This window comes from Halomonas sp. BMC6, from assembly GCF_964204995.1.
In the GTDB taxonomy this organism is placed as follows: domain Bacteria; phylum Pseudomonadota; class Gammaproteobacteria; order Pseudomonadales; family Halomonadaceae; genus Vreelandella.
This window is the reverse complement of record NZ_CAXNSH010000001.1, coordinates 298,447-315,598: the sequence shown is the minus strand read 5'-3', so window position 1 is coordinate 315,598 and position 17,152 is coordinate 298,447. Positions and strand designations below refer to the sequence as shown.

Sequence of the window (17,152 nt, the reverse complement as noted above, 5' to 3'; positions counted from 1 at the left end):
TCGGCTCAAAGTACTCATTTACAACATGTAAACTCCGTCTTTTCGCCGATTTTTGCCTTGTCTGGTCTTCGCTCGCCGACTTTTCCGGCAGAGCCTAATCACGCCAGCGTTTAAAAGCAGCATTCGAGAAAAAACACCCACGCCCCGTTTTGCGGGGCGTGGGTGTTTTGGGTGGGGCATTTTTAACGAATTGGCTAAGCGGCGTGGTAGGTGGTGTCGAAGCGTTTGCGCAGCTCGTTCTTTTGCACTTTGCCCATGGTGTTGCGCGGCAGTGAGTCGACAAAAAATACCCGCTTCGGCTGTTTGTATTTAGCCAGCCGCCCCGCTAAATGAGTCAGAATGGCGGCTTCATCCACCTGCTCCCCTGGCTGGGGTACCACTACAGCAGTGACGCCTTCGCCGAAGTCGGGGTGGGGCAGGCCAATCACGGCAGACTCCGCCACCTGGGGCAGCTCATCGATCACCTGCTCGACCTCTTTGGGGTAGACGTTATACCCGCCGGAAATCACCAGATCTTTATCCCGACCGACGATATGCACGTAGCCTTGCTCATCCACCATGGCGAGATCGCCGGTGATGAAAAAACCATCCTCCAGCAGCTCTTCACGGGTCTTTTCCGGCATGCGCCAGTAACCAATGAAGACGTTGGGGCCGCGAATTTGCAGCATGCCAATCTCGCCCTGCGGCACTTCTTCACCGGTGTCCCGGTTGGTAATGCGCATCTCGACGCCCGGCAGCGGCATGCCCACGGTGCCCGCTCGGCGTGCGCCGGTGTAGGGGTTGGAGATGTTCATATTGGTTTCGGTCATGCCATAGCGCTCAAGAATGGCGTGGCCGGTTTTGGCCTCGAAGGCTTCGTGGGTTTCTGCGGTGAGCGGTGCCGAGCCCGAGACGAACAGCCGCATATGGGCGGTGACCTCGGGGGTCAGGCGCGGGTCTTGAACCAGTCGGGTATAGAACGTCGGTACGCCCATCATCACGCTGCCGTTGGGCAGCTCATCGAAAATCACATCGGCATCGAATTTAGGCAGAAAACACATGCTGGCGCCTGCCATCAGCGTGACGTTGCACGCCACGAACAGCCCGTGGGTATGAAAAATAGGCAGCGCGTGGATCAGCCGATCTTCAGCGCTAAAGTGCCAAGACGAGACCAGCGTTTCCGCGTTAGAGGCGAGATTGCGATGGGTCAGCATCGCGCCTTTTGAGCGGCCTGTCGTGCCCGAAGTGTATAGAATCGCCGCTAAATCTCGCTCGCCCAGCGTGACGATGTCGTTTCTGGGGTCACTTTGCTGCGCTTTCTCCATCAGGCTGCCATCGGCATCGGTGCCTAAGGTTTCGACCGCCGGGCAGCCGGTATCGCGGGCAATGGCGCGGGCGGTGTCGATGTCTGAAGGCCTGCACACGAACAGCGCGGGCTCGGCGTCTTTCAAGAAATAGCGGATCTCATCGCCGGTGTAGCCGGTATTGAGCGGTAAATAGACGCCGCCGATACGCAGGCAGGCGAGGTAGAGCAAAATGGCTTCCGGACTTTTATCGACCTGCACCGCCACGCGGTCGCCTACGTTCACGCCTAGCGCGGTCAGTGCCCCGGCAAGCTGGGCGCTTTCATTAAGCGCATCTTGGTAGCTGTAGTGGCGGCCCTCGCGGGTGGTGATAAAGGGGGCGTTGCCACGCTCGCGCATGCGCGCGGCAAAGGTATCAAATAAGTTGTGATTCATTTGGTGGTCTCTCCCTTGGCCAGCTTGCGGGCGCGGCGAGCCAGGTCGCGCACCTCGCTTGAACAGGCAACGGTGGCCTTTGCGGTATAGTTTTCGTGATTGCGTTCGATATCGTCGAGCACGTAGAGGTAGTTCACCATCAGCCCAGCCGCTTGCTTCATCCCTTTGGCAGACACATCCCCCAGCCAGTTGATGCGATGCAGCTCGGCACCGTTGCCCAAGTGGAAGCGGGCCACCGGGTTCAGCGGTAGGCCATGGCGGTTCTTCTGATCGACCAAATAGTGGGCAGCGAGCGGGCGAATGGCGGTTTTGAGGCGCTCTTCGCGGGCTTTATCCTGCTGCCAGTTGGGCGTTGCTAGCGCGTCGAGCGCCTCACGGATGCTATCGGGCCACTGGGCTTCCTGCTGCTGTTCGGCAAGCCACTGGGCGAAGCCGGGCACCGGCGAGAGGGTAACGAAGTACTTGAGCTGGGGCAGTTCCTGGCTGAGCTCCTGCACTACCTGCTTGATGAGGAAGTTGCCAAATGAAATGCCGCGCAGCCCGGTTTGGCAGTTGCTGATACCGAAGAAGGCGGCGGTATCGGCATCATCGGGGTCCGCCAAGCCATCCTCAACGCCTGCCAAAATGGGTTGAATACGGCTGGGTAGCCCTTTGTGGAGTGCGACCTCCACAAAAATCAGCGGTTCGTCGCCAATCGCGGGGTGAAAAAACGCGAAACAGCGGCGGTCTCGGGCATCCAAGCGCCGCCGCAGGTCGTTCCAGTCCTGAATTTCATGCACCGCTTCATAGCGGATGATTTTTTCCAGGATAGAAGCAGGCGTATTCCAGTCGATCCGCTTGAGCATCAAAAAGCCGCGATTGAACCAGGAGCCAAACAGGTGTGCAAAGTCATCATCGATGGGCGCTAAGTTAGGCTCCTCGCGCAGCAGCTGCAGCAGATCTTCACGCATTTTGACGAGGTCGTAAGTACCGTCGGTGGCGAGGTTCAAGCGCCTAAACAGCTCCTGGCGACGCGGCTCACAGGCTTCAAACAGCGCCTGCAGCGTGTGGTTGTCGCGGGCCCGTTGATAGGCCTGGTAGGCGCTATCAATCTGCTGGGGCTCAGCGGCAAAGTCGTCGGCTAGGCGCTTAAAAAACTGGCGCTTTTCCCCTTCCGACAGCCGCTGGTAAATCGCCAGTGCGCGGCTGGCCAGCGCAATGCTGGAGGCTTCGCCGTCACTGGCCAGCAGCGCTTGGCAGGCTTTGACCAGCTGATGATGGTCGGGCGTCAGCGTTTCCGGGTGTTTACGCCGTAACAGCGCGTCCCGCTGGGTGATGCTGTTAAACATCTCTTGGAGAAAGGTCATGTTCATGATGCGTCCCCCTTTAACCCATGATCAGGTTCGGTAGCCATAGCGCAATCCCCGGAAACAGGCAGAGCAGCAGAATGCCCAGCACCATGCACAGCGCATAGGGCAAGCTGCCCATCAGAATATCCCGCAGTGAGATATCGGGGGCGATGCCTTTGATGATGAACAGGTTAAGCCCCACCGGCGGCGTGATCAGGCCGATTTCCAAGTTGATGGTCAAAATGACCGCGAACCAGTAGGGGTCGAAGTCCGCCGCCAAAATGATCGGCAGCAGAATCGGCGCGGTCATCACGATGACCGCCACGGGGGGTAGGAAGAACCCTGCCACTAACAAGAACAGGTTGATAATGCCCATCAGCACCCAGCGATTGACTTCTAAATCGGCAATGGCAGCGGCCACGGTTTGGGTGATGAACATTGACGAAAGTGCGTAGGCGAACACTTCAGCAGTAGCAATGACCAGCATGATCATCACGCTTTCCCGCAGCGAGTCGCGCATGATCAGCTTGATGGGGCCAAGCTGCCACATGCGGTAAATCACAATCGCCAGCGCCAAGCAGAGAAATGCCCCCACGCCTGCGGCTTCCGACGGAGTCGCCACGCCGCCGTAAAGGGCAAATAGAATACCCGCGACCACACCCAAGAAGGGCAGCACCCGCACCAGCGCCTTCATGTTGCTATCGACGTTCTGCTTGATGTTCTCCTTCAGCTTTTCAGCAGAGGCCGTCAGCGGGTTGTTGTAACCCCCGGCCATCTTGCAGGCGATCATGGTCCAGATCATAAACAGGCCCGCGAGCATAAAGCCCGGCACCACCCCAGCAATAAACAGCCGGCCAATTGAGGTTTCGGTGGAGATACCGTAGATAATCATGGTGACCGAGGGGGGAATCAAAATCCCCAGCGTGCCGCCCGCCGCGATACAGCCTGCCGCCACGCCATCTGGGTAGCCACGGGTGCGCATTTCAGGAATGCCCATTTTGCCGATGGCGGCGCAGGTGGCCGGGGAGGAACCCGAGAGCGCAGCGAAAATAGAGCAGGCGCCGATATTAGAGACCGCGAGACCCCCGGGCAGGCGGCCCATCCACAGGTCTAGCGAGCGGTAAAGATCGCGCCCGGTTGGGGAGGAGGCCACTGCCGCGCCCATCAAAATAAACATCGGGATGGCCACAAAGCCAAACTCCGCGATGCGATCAAAAAACGTTTCGCCAAAGTAGGTAAGTTCCGGCAGGCCCCGGTCGTACAGCAGCGCCAGCAGTGACACACCGCCGAGTGCGAACGCAATCGGGGTACCAATCGCCATCAGCACGATTAAACCAATGGCCACGATAATGCCAAGCGTAATGGGATCCATGATTAGCCCTCCCCGCGCATAATTTCAGCCACGTACTGCAGCGAGAGCAGCGTGGCCCCCACGGCCATGGGCAGAATGGCGGGCCAGAGCGGTGGGTTCCACACCGAGCCAGTGGTCCATTCGCCGTGCAGCGCTTCAAAGACGTATACCCAAGAGGCGTAGGCCAGCGCCGCGCAAAAGAGCAGGCCAAACAGCGATGCCACCAAGTACATGGCTTTTTTGGCCAGGCCACCGAGAGCATCTGGCACGATGGTGATCGCCACATGGCCACCGGTCATCAGTACGTAGGGGCTGCCCATCAGCATGGCCCCGGTCACGGAGAAAATCGTGAATTCGGTCTGCCAGCTTGTGCTCATGCCCAAGGCGTAGCGGATAAAGACCATTTGGCAGATCACCAGAACGCCTGCCACAAACATGGCGCAGGCGAGGTATGCCGACGCGCGCGACAGCGTATCCATCAAGCGGATATAGCCGCCAATAACCCCGCTGCGTACGGCAGGGGGGTGAGTGGTTGAAGTTGCCATAGTTCCCTCGTCAAGCTCAGCAAGCAGCGGACAAACGTGGCCACTCAGTGAGTGGCCAGCACGGTCAGTGGAGGCGCGCCTTACTCGACGGCAAGCGCCGCGTCGATGATGGCCTGACCGTTGGGAACGTTATCGGCAAAGTTTTTGTAGGAGGTTTCGCGGGCAATCTCAAGCCAGGCGTTGTAGTCATCCTCGCTCATACTGACCACCTCGACGCCGTTCTCCTCGTACACGTCGACCATCTGCTGGTCGATGGCGGCCGCTTCTTCCGCGAAATAGACCTCGGCGGCCTCACCGGCTTCCATGAGCGCGGCTTGCTGCTCTTCGGTCAAGCCTTGCCACACCTGCTCAGAGATCAGGATGGGCTCGTACATAAACCAGAGGGCGTAATCGCCGGGTTCCGTCAAGCACTCCACCTGTTCGTAGAGGCGGAAGGAGATGAACGACATAGAAGAGGTGTTGGCGGCTTCCAGCACGCCGGTTTGCATGGCGGTGTAGACCTCTGACGAGGGCATGGAGGAGATCGACGCACCGGCCGCTTCCAGCATCTCTTCAAACGCAGGGCCAGCGGCGCGGATGTTCTGCCCATTCACCGTTTCTGGGGAGGTAATGCACTGCTCGCTAGAGGCGAAACCACCCGATAGCCAAGCATCCGCTAGCACGCGTGCCCCGCCTTCGATGATGACGTCTTTAATCATCGTCATGTACTCGGAGTCGTTCAGCCGCTGGGCGTGGGCCTGGTTACGCACCAAGCCCGGCATCAGCGTGGCCGAAAATTCCGGGTGGCGACCGCTGGCATAATCCAGCGGCAGCGAGGTGATATCCAGGCGGCCGCGGGCGATGGCGCCCCACTGCTCACGAGCCTTGAATAGCGACTGGCCTGGGTAAACTTCGATGGTCAAGCCGACATCCGCATCGGCGACGTGGCGTGCCATCATCTGCACCATTTCATCGCGAATATCGCCTTGGCCCCCTGGGAACTGGTGCGAAGCGCGTAGGACGGTGTCCGCATTGGCGTGGGAGGCTGCAATAGCGAGGCCCAGGGCCGCAGCGGTGGGCAGTAAGAAGCGTTTCATATGGCGTCTCCAACAGTTGTTGTTGTGTGTTTGGATTAGCGTTGTGTGTTTATCAGGCGAGCTGATATATATTTCAATAGCGGTTATGTATGCTAATGTCAAATTTATGCCATATTTATGTCATAGCCTGCGGCGTTACCGAAGGAGGTCAGTCATGGCGGATACGAAGCGTTCCAACGCACAGCGGCTAAGGGATTCTTTAGAGGATGACATCATCAACGGGCGGCGCGCCCCCGGCGAGCGGCTAGACCCGGAAGCCCTTGGCCAAGAGTTCAATGTATCGCGCACCCCAGTGCGTGAGGCGTTTCAACAATTGGTGGCCAGCGGGCTGGTCACGGTCTCGCCGAAGAAAGGCACGTTCGTTGCGAAGGTGGGTATCGATCAGTTAATCGAAATGTTTGAAGTGATGGCAGAGCTTGAAGGCATGTGTGGCCGTTTGGCCGCGCGGCGCATCAGCGAGCCAGAGCTGGCGGCGCTCAAGGCCGCACACAAGCGCTGCGAAGCCGCCGCTCTGGCGGGCGATACCGATGAGTACTACTACGAGAACGAAGCGTTCCATGACTGTATCTACACCGCCAGCCACAACACGTTTTTAGCCAGCGAAGCCCGCCAGCTCAAGCAGCGCTTAAAACCTTACCGCCGCTTACAGCTGCAGGTCCGCCAGCGCATGCACAACTCGCTCCATGAGCACCAAACGATCGTCGACGCCATCGAGCAGGGCGACGCCGCCCAGGCCCAACAGGCGCTCTGCGACCACGTGTTGATTCAAGGCGAGCGCTTTAGCGACTTCGTTGCCAGCGTGCGCCGTATGGAAGCGCCGATGGAGAGAACGGGCTAGTGTGAGCGTTAATCACAGCGGCTAAGCGATATCTGCTGGCGATCACGATCCAGATAAGTAAGGGACAGCGTATTATCGCTTTCCAGGATGAGCTGAAGACGCTCTTCGCTGGTCATTCCCTCCCCTTGGCAGCTGAGTGTTGCTTGCCAAGTATGTGGTTCATCGCTCTCCTCCAATGCCATATCGCAACGGTTTTCACGTCCCTCAAACCTTCCTTGCGCTAACGTGATGGGGGCACCTTCTTGCCCCTCTTGGCACCATGTGGGCTCTGCCGCCCAACGCCCATACAGCATGTCTTGCGAGATGGATGTTTCATTGGAGCCGCTACTTGCATCGCTACTTGTATCAGTACTGGCGTCGTTTCCACAGGCAGCTAACAGCACAAGCGTAGGTGCCCACATTAGTCGGTGTAAGCGCATGCAACATACTCCTTATGTTTTGGTTCATCCGTGAAATGTGTATTCGCGCAAAGACTTTATCGCTGAGTGGCAACAAGCGCTATATACGGCTTTAAAAATCCCCCGGTGCGCACTGTAGGCAGGTCAGCCCGAGTGCGCGCCACTGGGCGACGACGGCGTCGCGGTCGTCCAGCACAAGCCAGGGGGCGAAGCCGTCGCTGTGCATTTGGTTCAGTAGCGCTGATTTCACCTCTTCGTCATCCACATGGTCATCGCCTTCCGGGCGTAAGTACATGGCATCGAAAGGAATATCATGGCGGGTGAGCCATGCCTGGGTGTGCTCCCGGTGGCTGTCTGGACGGCCGCTGCAGATGACGATCTGCTGGCCTTGGGCTTTTAGCAGTTTGACCAGTCGGGCGACGGGCTCAATCACCGGCGCGTTCGCCATATGGGCAAAGAAAGGATCCCACTGTTTGGCGGGGCCAAGTACCCACTCGTGGACATCGGCAGGGTGAAACTCGGCCAGCGTGCCGTCGACATCAACAATGACTGCGTTCATAGACGTTTCCTAATGCGTTAACAGAAGTGAAGAGAGCGGGCGCGCCGCTGATGGGGCGTTTAGCGAAGGCTGCGTAATGAACCGTTCGCCCAGCAGGGCACGCCAAGCGGCCTCAGCATTGGCATGGAGCGGCGTAAACAGCGGTGCCACTTGGGTGGCCTGGAGCTGGTTGGCCAGGGCCACCAAGTGCGAGGCGCGCAAATGAACGTTCCAGCGCTGCCAAAGCACCTCGCCAGCGGCGAGCTGTTGGCGACGCTGTGGCGTTAAGTAGCCAGTGTGGAGCAGGCGGTGATGCGGCCAGTCGGCAGGGTTATCGCCACGGTCGCTGACCAGCCAAAGCGCCGGGTCGCGGGCATTAGGGCGTTTTAAAAGCGCTTGGATAGCCTCGTCTAACCCTTCACGGCGAAGGTCATTAGGCAACGCGAGTAGGGCGGCCAGGTTATCGCGAATGACCGGGTCAATCGCCAAGGGCAGGTGGCGTTGGTCCGCCTCTTCCGCCAGCCATAGCGCCATTTCCAGGGCGCGCCCTGTTTCTGGTACCGGCAGCACCAACGGGTGGTCTAACGCTTTGCCAATGGCGTGGATGCACTGCGCTTGGGGCTGGTCGTAGCGGCCGTAGGAGGCATCCAGCAGCGCCGTGTGTGCGGGTGGGGGCGCATCAAACGGAAACAGGCGCGACTCAAAACAGGCATCGCCGCTGTAAAAAATACCGCCTGCAACGTCGAGATGCAGCCAGACACCGCCTAGCGAATGGCCCGCTTGCCCGGTGGTCACCGTTATCCCTCCGACGTTAATACGACCCCGGTAGGGCAGTGGCTGCCACGCCCGTTGTGGGGGCAGCGCCTTGGCGACTAACGGCGTGCAGTAAAGCGGAATCTGCGCGGGCAGTTCCGCAACGCCGCCAATGTGGTCCACGTGGTCATGGCTGATCAATACGGCGTCCACGTCCAGCTCACTTGACCAGGTAATCGGCTCGCCGGGGTGCAGTGCGCCTCCGGCATCCAGCAGCAGGCGTTTGCCTTGCGCTTCCACCACGATAGCCGCTGGCCCTTTGCCGCCCAGCCCACTGAGGATCTGAATCGTGGCGCTCATTGGTCAGGCTCCAGGCACCAGCCTTCCAACAAGCGCACCGCGACGTGCTGGCCCTCGTTGAGTGCGGTGTGATGATAGGCCAGCAGCGCTTCTCCCGTGGATAAGCGCAGGTGTAGCTCATAGCGTTCACCGCGAAAGGTGAGCCGCTCCACGCGTCCGGTTAAGTCGTGAGAGTTAGGCGATTGTGCGGACGACAGTGCAGGGGAGTGTGCCTCAATACGGATATGTTCAGGACGTACCAAAACGGGCTGAGTGCGGGCCTCGAGCGGCGCGGCCAAGCCTTGCATCAGCGCTGATTCACTTAGTCGCTGGCCCGGTGCGCCGCCTGCGACCTTTAGTTGGCTACCTTGGCCGATAAACCGTGCGACCCATTCGCTACGCGGCTCTCGGTAGAGCGTTTCAGGCGTTGCCCACTGTACCAGCGCGCCGTCACGCATCACCGCAATGCGATCCGCCATCGCCATGGCTTCGCTTTGATCATGGGTCACGTACACCATGGTGGCTTGGGTGCGGCGGTGGAAGTCGACAAAGCTGTGCTCCATAGAGGCGCGCAGGTTGCGGTCCAGGTTGGCGAGCGGCTCATCGAGCAGCACCACGTCTGGGTCGGTGACTAGGCAGCGCGCTAACGCTACCCGCTGGCGCTGGCCACCGCTGAGTTCCTGTGGAGCGCGCTGGGCGTAGGGGGTAAGCGCAACCTGCTCCAGCGCGTGGGCGACTCGGCGCTGATACTCGCTGCCCTGAACGCGGCGCAGTTTCAGCGGGTAGCCCACGTTATCGGCCACGCTCATGTGCGGCCAGAGGGCGTACGACTGAAATACCATCGCCATGTTGCGCTGTTCAGGGGGCACATGGTGCTGGTCGCTGGCGAGTAGCGTGCCGTTGAGCGTGAGGGTGCCGCTGCTGATCTGCTCAAACCCCGCCAACATGCGCAGCATGGTGGTTTTGCCGCAGCCGCTGGGACCGAGTAGGGCCACAAACTCGCCGGGGGCAATCTCCAGTGACAGATCATCAACCGCCCGGTGATCGCCAAACTGTTTAGTCACACGATGAATAGCTAGCCCTGCCACGGCACGACTCCTTTAGGTAGACGCGGGGCTAGCAGGCTGAGCGATAGCATCAGCGAGGCGACCATGATCACTACCAGCACGGAAACTGCTGATGCCAGCACGCTCTCACCGCCCTCGTCCAAGTTGAAAATCAGTACGCCCAGGGTTTCATTCCCGGCGCTCCAGAGCAGCGCGGAGACGGTCAGTTCATTCACTGCCAGCAAAAATACCAGCAGCCCGCCAGCAAACAGCGAGGGCGCAATCAGCGGTAAAAGAATGGTGATGAGCCGACGCCAGGGGCCTGCGCCCGCCAGCTGAGCGGCTTCTTCCAGTGAGGGATCTAGCTGGGCCAAGCTGGCACTTACGGGTTTCAGGCAGACCACCAAAAAGCGCGCCAGATAGGCCACAAAGATCAATCCGAGCGTGCCGTAAAGCGCTAGGTTGATGAGCGGTAACGGGCGGACAAACAGTAAAATACAGGCAATCGCCAGTACTACGCCGGGCAGCGCGTACGGCAGCTCAATGGCGCTAAGGGTGAGCTGCTGCAGACGCGGTGGAAGGCGCTGTAGGCGGTAAGCGAGCGGCAGGCTGCATAGCATCAGTACCAGCGCGGCACCGCCCGCCAGCCAAAGACTGTTACGCACTGCCCGCCAAGTGGCTCCTTGACGGCCAATCACTTCGTGATAGGCATTGAGCGTGATGGACTCAACGCTCAGTGGCACGCCCATGGCAGGTACCAAGGAGCTCACCACCAGCGCGGCCAGCGGCGCGACCAGAATCACCAGCAGGACGCCGACCAGCAAAGCCGTCACGAGGGGGCGATAGCGGCCTAGCGAAAAATCGTGGGCGCGGCCGCTATGGCCGCCTAACCCAAACCGGCTGCGGTTCATCCAACGCTGCTGCAAGGCCACGCCTGCCAGCGCCAGGATGCCGATCAACAGAGAAAGCGCCGCCATCTCTGCCAGTACGCCGGTGCCAAAGCTGGCCATGCGCTGGTAAATCAGCGTGGGCAGCACGTAATAACCGGCGGGAATTCCCAGCATCGCGGGAATACCAAAGTTACCCAGGCTAGAGATAAACGCCATGGCGGCCCCGGCAATCAGGCCGTGGCGGGTGATGGGTAAGACAATATGGCCCCACACCTGAGTTTGGCGCGCGCCGCTGATGCGTGCGGCTTCAATCAATTCACGTGGCAGGGACAGCAGAGACGTGCGTAGCGCCAAAAAGACTAGGGGCGCACTCTGAATGCCCAGCAGCAGCGCAATACCCTCTGCGGAGTAGAGCGGCTGCGGGCTGCCTAGTGGCGGGGCCATGCCGATGCTTTTTAACAAGGGGCTGGCGGGGCCAAACAGCTGTAGCCAGCTCAGAGCGGTGACTTGGGGCGGGATCATCATGGGCAGCATAAAGCAGAACACTAGCCACGCTTTGCCGCGAATGTCCGTCAATGTGATCACAAACGCGAACAGGCTACCCAGCACCAGCGCAATCAGCATACCGAGGCCCGAGGTATACACACTGTGCCACAGCGCACGCCACGTGCTGGCAGCGTTGAGCACCTTCCACAGCGGCGCTTGGCTACCCTGGCCAAGGTCGCTCAATGCCTCGATGAGTAGTCGCAAACTGGGCGCGAGGCTGAGCAGTACGATGAGTAGGGTGATCAGGCTAAGCAGCCAGCGATGCTGGCTGCCAAGGTTGAGCGAAGGGGTCATGGTTAGCCGCCGAACAGATCGCTAAAGCGCTGCTTGAGCGTCTCTTCCTGTTCGAGCGCCTGCTCAATATCCACCGGCATGAGGTTGATCGTGCTGCGCTCAGGGAAGCCTTCTGGCGGCGTCACATCCGGGTGAGCAGGCAGGTAGCCCTGCTGGCTCACCAATTCTTGCCCCGGTTGGGAGAGCACGAAGTCGACAAATTTCTGAGCGGCGTCTAGGTTCTCAGCCTCTTGCATAATGGCAACGGGCTCGGTGACGGCGCTCACGCCCTCTTCAGGGAACACAAACGCCACGGGCGAGCCTTTCGCGGCTTCGCGGATGGGCAGAAAATCCACCACGATGCCGTAGGGCTTGGTGCCTGCGGCCACCGCATTGAACACGCCGCCGTTACCGCCCTGTGCTTCCGTGCGGTTGGCCTGTAGTGCCTCGTAGTACTCAAGCCCTAATGCCGGGTTTTCACCGATGGCTGCCATATGAATTAGCGCCGCGCCGGAGTACAACGGGCTAGGCATGGTGACGAGGCCTGCGTACTCAGGGCCGGTCAGATCTTCCCAACGTTGGGGCTGCTGCTCGGCGCCGGTGTTGTAAACGATACCGGTGGTGATGAGCTTGGTGCCGTAGAAGTAGCCTTCTGGGTCGTAAAGCGCTTCGTCGTAGGCATCGCGCTCAGGGCTAAGGTAGGGCTGCAGATGGCCCTCTTGTTTCAGCGAGGTCATGGTCATGCTATCGGCAATCAGCAGCACGTCAGGGTTGCTGACACCGGCAGCCAGCTCCGAACGCAAGCGTGTCATCAGGCGGGTGGTGCCATCGCGCACCCACTCCACTTCAATCTCTGGGTAGGCGGCTTGGAACGCATCGACCGTTTGCTGGGCATCGCTATTGGGCTGGCTGGTGTAGAGCACCAGCTTGTCATCAGCGAGCAACGACGTGGAGAGGGCAATGCTTGCGAGAGTCACGGCGGAACACAACGAGCGCTTCAACATCGGGAAAACCTCCAGTAGGTGAACAGCCACCACACTACTGTCATCGGCTTACAACATCGTGACACTACACTTTCGTTTGATAGCGGTTGGCTTTCGCTGACGGGAAAGTTTTTTTCGTTTTTCCAGCAAGTACGATAAAGAGAAAGGTAGATACAGCATGAACGTGACAGAAAGGCGGCGTGCCGTGTTGGCGCGCGTGCGGGGAGAGGGGCGGCAAACGCTGGTAGCACTTGCCTATCACTTTGGCGTCTCCGTGCAAACCCTGCGGGGGGATATTCGCGTCTTGGCTGAACAGGGGCTGATTCTGCGCCGCCACGGCGAGGTGATGCCCTTTCCCGACCAAGAGAATGTGGGCTACGATCAGCGCCAAATCGTCAATCAGGAAGGCAAACGACATATTGCGCGGCAGGCGGCGTCGTTGATTTCCAATCACCAGTCGCTCTTTTTGGGGACGGGGACGACGGTAGAGCAGCTAGCCGACGCGCTGCGGGACAAGCAGGGGCTGCAGATTATGACCAATAACCTGCACGCTTTGATTAAGTTATGCGCGCTGGAGTGTGAGCTGGTGGTGGCCGGAGGCCGCGTACGTCGCCGTGATCAAGATGTGATTGGTGGCGACGCTTGGCGCTTTTTTCAGCGTTATCGAGTGGATATTGGCATTGTCTCTGTGGGCGGTATGGATAGCCACGGCCAGCTCTACGACTACAACGACGACGAAGTCATGGCCCGCGAGGCGCTGCTGGCCCACGCGGCGTACCGAATTCTAGTGCTGGATAAGACCAAGTTCGACCTACCGCTGCGCTGCGCCGCCGGTTCGCTGGCAGACTATCACGCGGTGATTACCGACAGCCCGCTGCCCGATCGTTTAAGAAGCCCGTTAGCTGCCCAAGGCGTGCGCTTTATGAGCGGAGGTTAGGCATCGTGCTGCTCATCTGGCAGCCGCTTGAAATAGATGTAGCGGTGCAGGCGGATGGCTGGGCGCATCAGCAGTTGTAGGCTGCCAATCACAAATAGCCAGACGCCGATGGTTTTGACGGTGCCGTCATAAAAGAAGCAGACGCTGCCAATGGCAAACCACAGTCCCAGCATGAAATCGTTGAGAATACTGAGCACTTCGTAGCGGCGGTGAATCACCAGCTCCTCATGCCCCATGGTGAAGGTCAGGTCGTGATGAGAGGCGGTGGTGGGACGCGTCATAGGGTCTCCGTTACGGGTCAGGTGAAAGAAATAGCGCGAAGAAAGCGTTGATCGTTCTGACGGTTGTGTGTCACAAAGAGGCTAGCCTAACCGCGTTAAGCGCAGTAAGCGTTTACCTACTCGTCAGTGCGCGTTTCGTCTCTTCGTCACGTTGTTCCGTCAGGATAGTCGAGAGACGCCGGGACTCAACGAGGTATGCATGACCAGTGACTCCTTTCACAACGCCATTGAGCGTGAGCTGGTGCGGCCCAGCTGGCAACTGCGTTTTGCCGATGAGTTAGAGGCGCGCTTCGAGAGCGACACCCAGCCCCAACGAAACCGCAACATGGTGGCGGCGGGTCTGATCGCCGCGCTGATTTACAGTCTGTTCCTCATCAATGACTATAGCTTTCGGCCTAATGAATTTTGGCTCTCTGTGCTAATAAGAGGGTTGGTGGTCATTCCCTTTGGTTTACCCATCTTGTGGGCCATTTACAAAGGCGTCTCAGGGGGCGCACGGGAAACCCTAATGGCGAGCACCGTTGTGGTGGCCATGGTGGCCTCTTGCGTGATCTTTATATCCTCTCGGTCGCCATACTCCTATTTGGATATTTTCTCGTTCGGCCTGATTTTGGTCGTTGGCAATGTGCTTTACTCCCTGCGCTTTCAGTATGCGTTGGTGTCGTCACTTCTGAGCGTCGCCATCATGGTGTACTTCGTTGCGGGGTATGAGCCGATGCCGGTCGAGGTCAAACGGCTCGCGATTTTTACACTATGTGCCAAAGCGATCTTCACACTGATCGCCAACTATCGGTTAGAAGCCAGCGAACGCAAGGCCTACCTGCTGTTGCTGCGCGAAACCCATCGAGCCGGACACGCGCTGCGCAGTAACGCGGAGCTGTCCAAACTGTCGTTAACGGACCCACTGACGGAGTTAGCCAATCGCCGCCAGTTCGATACCCTGTTTAACCTCTATTGGCAGCAGGCCGTGGAAGCGCGCGCCACGGTGGGCCTGATGGTCATCGATATCGACTGTTTCAAAGCCTATAACGACCACTACGGCCATTTGCAGGGCGATCACTGCCTCAAGCAAGTCGCCAGCGCGCTGCGTGTCCACGCGGACAACGCCTGCGTCGTGGCGCGCTTCGGCGGAGAGGAGTTTGTAGTGTTAAGCATGGGGCAGTCACATCAGACGGTGCTGGCCCAAGCCGAGCAGTTACGTCACGCGGTGGAGGCGCTGCAGTTGCCCCACCATGGCGGTGCAGTGCCTGCCAACGTCACCATTAGCGTAGGAGGCGCGGTGCTGCAGCCAACAGAGGATGTGAGCGCTTCGCAGCTATTCAGAGCCGCCGATCAGGCGCTTTACGAGGCCAAGCGCCAAGGGCGAAACCGGGTGGTGATGATCAACTCGCGGGATGCACTGAGCGGCGATGGCTTAGGTAGATCAATACAATAGCCAACAGCAAGAGCGCCATCGCCACGTAGCGCGAACTATCCAACGCACGTTCGGCGTTATTGAGCCAGCCAAAGTGATCAATTAATAAGCTCATCAACAGCTGGCCGGAAATCACCGAGACCGTCGCTGCCGCCGTACCAACACGGGGCACTGCAAATACAATCGCGAGCATATATACCACGCCAAACAGCGCACCAGTCAGCTGCCACTTGGGCACGCTAAACAGAGTCGCGCCGTGGGACGGCTCAAAAAACAGCACCAGTAAAAAGGTCAGCACGGCACCCACGGCAAAGGTCAGCCAAGCGCTTTCCAGTACGCCGGTATGCGCGCCTAAGCGGCCATTGATCGATGATTGAGCGGCCAAGACCGCGCCGCCTGCTAGCAGTAGGGCAAATACGATGGGTAAAAGCATGGTGTCTCTCCTGTTACATCAACCAAAGCGCGGCAAGGATCATGGCAAGAGCCCCTAAACGGTAGCCATCCACTTGGCGGCGTTCGCTACCGAGCCAGCCAAAATGGTCAATGGCTAAGCTGGCCGCTACCTGGCCGCACAAAATGCCGACCATGGTCATGCCAACGCCCACTAGCGGCGTCGCCAAGGTCAAGACGATGACGTAGACCGGCCCCAGCACGCCGCCGGTCAACAGCCAGCGCGGCTGCTTGAACAGCGCGCCCAACTGGCGCTTGGGCGAAAACAGCAGCGCCAGTGACAGCAGCAGCGCACCCACCATAAAAATGGAGAGCGTGGCGGAAAGGTGACCTACCTGCTCGCCAAGCGGCCCCAACAGCCCCGCTTCAACGGATAACCCCATACCGGCGATCAGTACGCCCAGCAGAATCAGTGCGTGTTGCATGTGTTGCTCCCCTCTTATGAAGAGTCAGCACTCTAAAGAGGAAGCCTTATTGCTACAATGCGCTAAAAAGGCAAAGGACTATTGCACTTTGGACAACTCGGTTCGACTCCTAGCGCTGCGCCTGTTTGTGCGCGTGGCCGCCAGCGGCAGCTTTTCGGAAGCGGCGCGTTACTACGGGCTGCCTACCTCTTCGGCCTCTCGACACATCGCTAGCCTGGAGCGGGCGCTGGGGCAACGCTTGCTCTATCGCCATACCCGTGCGGTCAAGCTCACCGAGGCAGGGGAGCGCTATTTTCACGAAGTGCGCGATGCGCTGATGCGGTTGGAGCTAGCCACTGAGCAGGTGATGGGCGGCGCGCAGCATCCTCAAGGCGTGCTGCGCATCAACGCGCCCGTGGCCTTCGGGCGACGCCATATCGCCCCGCACTTGGCGCGGTTTCAGCAGCAATACCCGGACATTCAGGTGGATTTAACGCTGGAAGATCGTTTTATCGATCCGGTGCAAGAGGGGGCTGATGTAGTGATTCGCGTGGGGACGCTCGCGGATTCAAGCTTGGTGGCCCGCAGCATCGCCCGGCAGCGTTTTATCGTCTGCGCGTCGCCGGATTATCTGGCAACACACGGCGCGCCTGCGTCGCCAGAGGAACTCAGCCAGCATAATTGCCTGCTGTATAAAGGCAGCAAGGGAACGCAGCTATGGTACTTCCAGGAACGCCACGCACCACGGGCGGTGCGTTACGCGCTATCGGGCAATTTGGTCGCGAACAATGCCGAAAGCCTGGTGGAAGCGGCGATGGCAGGTCAGGGCGTGGTGATGTTTCCCTCGTGGCTACTCTTCGAGCCACTGCGCCAGCAAACGTTAGTGCCGTTACTGACGCAATGGGAAGCGTCTGAGGATGGCTATCTGGACAACATCTACGCTATTTATCCTGAAAACCGCCTGCGCTCATCGAAGGTGTCGGTATTCATGGCCTATCTAGAGAGCACGATTGGCGATGTTCCCTACTGGGATGGCGCTTGAGA

Annotated in this window: 18 protein-coding genes; 4 read left to right on the top strand and 14 right to left on the bottom strand. The window is 59.2% G+C overall.

All coding sequences use genetic code 11. The features are described from left to right. Positions 1–194 precede the first annotated feature (194 nt). The 5 genes from AB6K10_RS01470 to dctP form a co-directional block, all read right to left on the bottom strand. Positions 195–1,718 (bottom strand): malonyl-CoA synthase, encoded by a 1,524-nt coding sequence (locus AB6K10_RS01470; protein WP_339117828.1) that lies wholly within the window; start codon positions 1,716–1,718, stop codon positions 195–197. Beyond that, complete coding sequence (locus AB6K10_RS01465; protein ID WP_339117827.1) at positions 1,715–3,070, bottom strand: malonyl-CoA decarboxylase; 1,356 nt, start codon at positions 3,068–3,070, stop codon at positions 1,715–1,717. Before AB6K10_RS01465 ends, AB6K10_RS01470 begins: the two co-directional genes overlap by 4 nt. Positions 3,071–3,083: 13 nt before the next feature. After that, entirely contained in the window at positions 3,084–4,418 is a 1,335-nt protein-coding gene (locus AB6K10_RS01460; protein ID WP_253018322.1) for a TRAP transporter large permease, read from the bottom strand. A 2-nt stretch (positions 4,419–4,420) separates the two neighbouring features. Further along, on the bottom strand, positions 4,421–4,942 hold the full coding sequence (locus AB6K10_RS01455) for a TRAP transporter small permease subunit (protein WP_253018320.1): 522 nt from the start codon (positions 4,940–4,942) through the stop codon (positions 4,421–4,423). Between the two features lie 80 nt (positions 4,943–5,022). Continuing rightward, the gene (gene dctP, locus AB6K10_RS01450) at positions 5,023–6,018 is read right to left on the bottom strand and encodes a TRAP transporter substrate-binding protein DctP (protein WP_159343310.1); all 996 of its coding nucleotides are present in this window, start codon (positions 6,016–6,018) and stop codon (positions 5,023–5,025) included. A 154-nt stretch (positions 6,019–6,172) separates the two neighbouring features. Here dctP and AB6K10_RS01445 point away from each other — a divergent pair, with 154 nt between their 5' ends. Beyond that, positions 6,173–6,856 (top strand): GntR family transcriptional regulator, encoded by a 684-nt coding sequence (locus tag AB6K10_RS01445; RefSeq protein WP_159343309.1) that lies wholly within the window; start codon positions 6,173–6,175, stop codon positions 6,854–6,856. Positions 6,857–6,864: 8 nt separating this feature from the next. Here AB6K10_RS01445 and AB6K10_RS01440 read toward each other — a convergent pair whose 3' ends face one another. The 6 genes from AB6K10_RS01440 to AB6K10_RS01415 form a co-directional block, all read right to left on the bottom strand. After that, the gene (locus AB6K10_RS01440; protein WP_339117826.1) at positions 6,865–7,275 is read right to left on the bottom strand and encodes a hypothetical protein; all 411 of its coding nucleotides are present in this window, start codon (positions 7,273–7,275) and stop codon (positions 6,865–6,867) included. A gap of 91 nt (positions 7,276–7,366) precedes the next feature. Beyond that, the gene (locus AB6K10_RS01435) at positions 7,367–7,813 is read right to left on the bottom strand and encodes an HAD family acid phosphatase (protein WP_253501130.1); all 447 of its coding nucleotides are present in this window, start codon (positions 7,811–7,813) and stop codon (positions 7,367–7,369) included. Between the two features lie 9 nt (positions 7,814–7,822). Next, entirely contained in the window at positions 7,823–8,905 is a 1,083-nt protein-coding gene (locus tag AB6K10_RS01430; RefSeq protein WP_339117825.1) for an MBL fold metallo-hydrolase, read from the bottom strand. Beyond that, positions 8,902–9,972, bottom strand: coding sequence for an ABC transporter ATP-binding protein (locus tag AB6K10_RS01425; protein ID WP_339117824.1), 1,071 nt, complete (start codon positions 9,970–9,972; stop codon positions 8,902–8,904). The genes AB6K10_RS01430 and AB6K10_RS01425 overlap by 4 nt, the downstream gene beginning before the upstream one ends. Then, a complete protein-coding gene (locus AB6K10_RS01420; RefSeq protein ID WP_339117823.1) occupies positions 9,960–11,660 on the bottom strand; it encodes an iron ABC transporter permease in 1,701 nt (566 codons plus the stop codon). Before AB6K10_RS01420 ends, AB6K10_RS01425 begins: the two co-directional genes overlap by 13 nt. A gap of 2 nt (positions 11,661–11,662) precedes the next feature. Next, entirely contained in the window at positions 11,663–12,643 is a 981-nt protein-coding gene (locus tag AB6K10_RS01415) for an ABC transporter substrate-binding protein (protein WP_339117822.1), read from the bottom strand. 157 nt (positions 12,644–12,800) lie between these two features. Between AB6K10_RS01415 and AB6K10_RS01410 the strand changes: the two genes are divergently transcribed. Next, positions 12,801–13,559, top strand: coding sequence for a DeoR/GlpR family DNA-binding transcription regulator (locus AB6K10_RS01410; protein WP_339117821.1), 759 nt, complete (start codon positions 12,801–12,803; stop codon positions 13,557–13,559). Here AB6K10_RS01410 and AB6K10_RS01405 read toward each other — a convergent pair. After that, positions 13,556–13,840 (bottom strand): YrhK family protein, encoded by a 285-nt coding sequence (locus tag AB6K10_RS01405; protein WP_159343300.1) that lies wholly within the window; start codon positions 13,838–13,840, stop codon positions 13,556–13,558. The two genes, AB6K10_RS01410 and AB6K10_RS01405, sit on opposite strands and share 4 nt — an antisense overlap. Before the next feature lie 199 nt (positions 13,841–14,039). Between AB6K10_RS01405 and AB6K10_RS01400 the strand changes: the two genes are divergently transcribed. Continuing rightward, on the top strand, positions 14,040–15,275 hold the full coding sequence (locus AB6K10_RS01400) for a GGDEF domain-containing protein (RefSeq protein WP_339117820.1): 1,236 nt from the start codon (positions 14,040–14,042) through the stop codon (positions 15,273–15,275). On the opposite strand, the gene AB6K10_RS01395 is transcribed toward AB6K10_RS01400, so the two are convergent. Together AB6K10_RS01395 and AB6K10_RS01390 are read right to left on the bottom strand one after the other, a co-directional pair. Further along, the gene (locus AB6K10_RS01395; protein WP_339117819.1) at positions 15,223–15,687 is read right to left on the bottom strand and encodes a DMT family transporter; all 465 of its coding nucleotides are present in this window, start codon (positions 15,685–15,687) and stop codon (positions 15,223–15,225) included. The two genes, AB6K10_RS01400 and AB6K10_RS01395, sit on opposite strands and share 53 nt — an antisense overlap. A 13-nt stretch (positions 15,688–15,700) precedes the next feature. Beyond that, positions 15,701–16,129 (bottom strand): DMT family transporter, encoded by a 429-nt coding sequence (locus tag AB6K10_RS01390; RefSeq protein WP_305947748.1) that lies wholly within the window; start codon positions 16,127–16,129, stop codon positions 15,701–15,703. Positions 16,130–16,217: 88 nt separating this feature from the next. Between AB6K10_RS01390 and AB6K10_RS01385 the strand changes: the two genes are divergently transcribed. Then, positions 16,218–17,150: a LysR family transcriptional regulator gene (locus tag AB6K10_RS01385; protein ID WP_253018307.1), complete on the top strand. Its 933-nt coding sequence runs from the start codon at positions 16,218–16,220 to the stop codon at positions 17,148–17,150. Positions 17,151–17,152 lie beyond the last annotated feature (2 nt).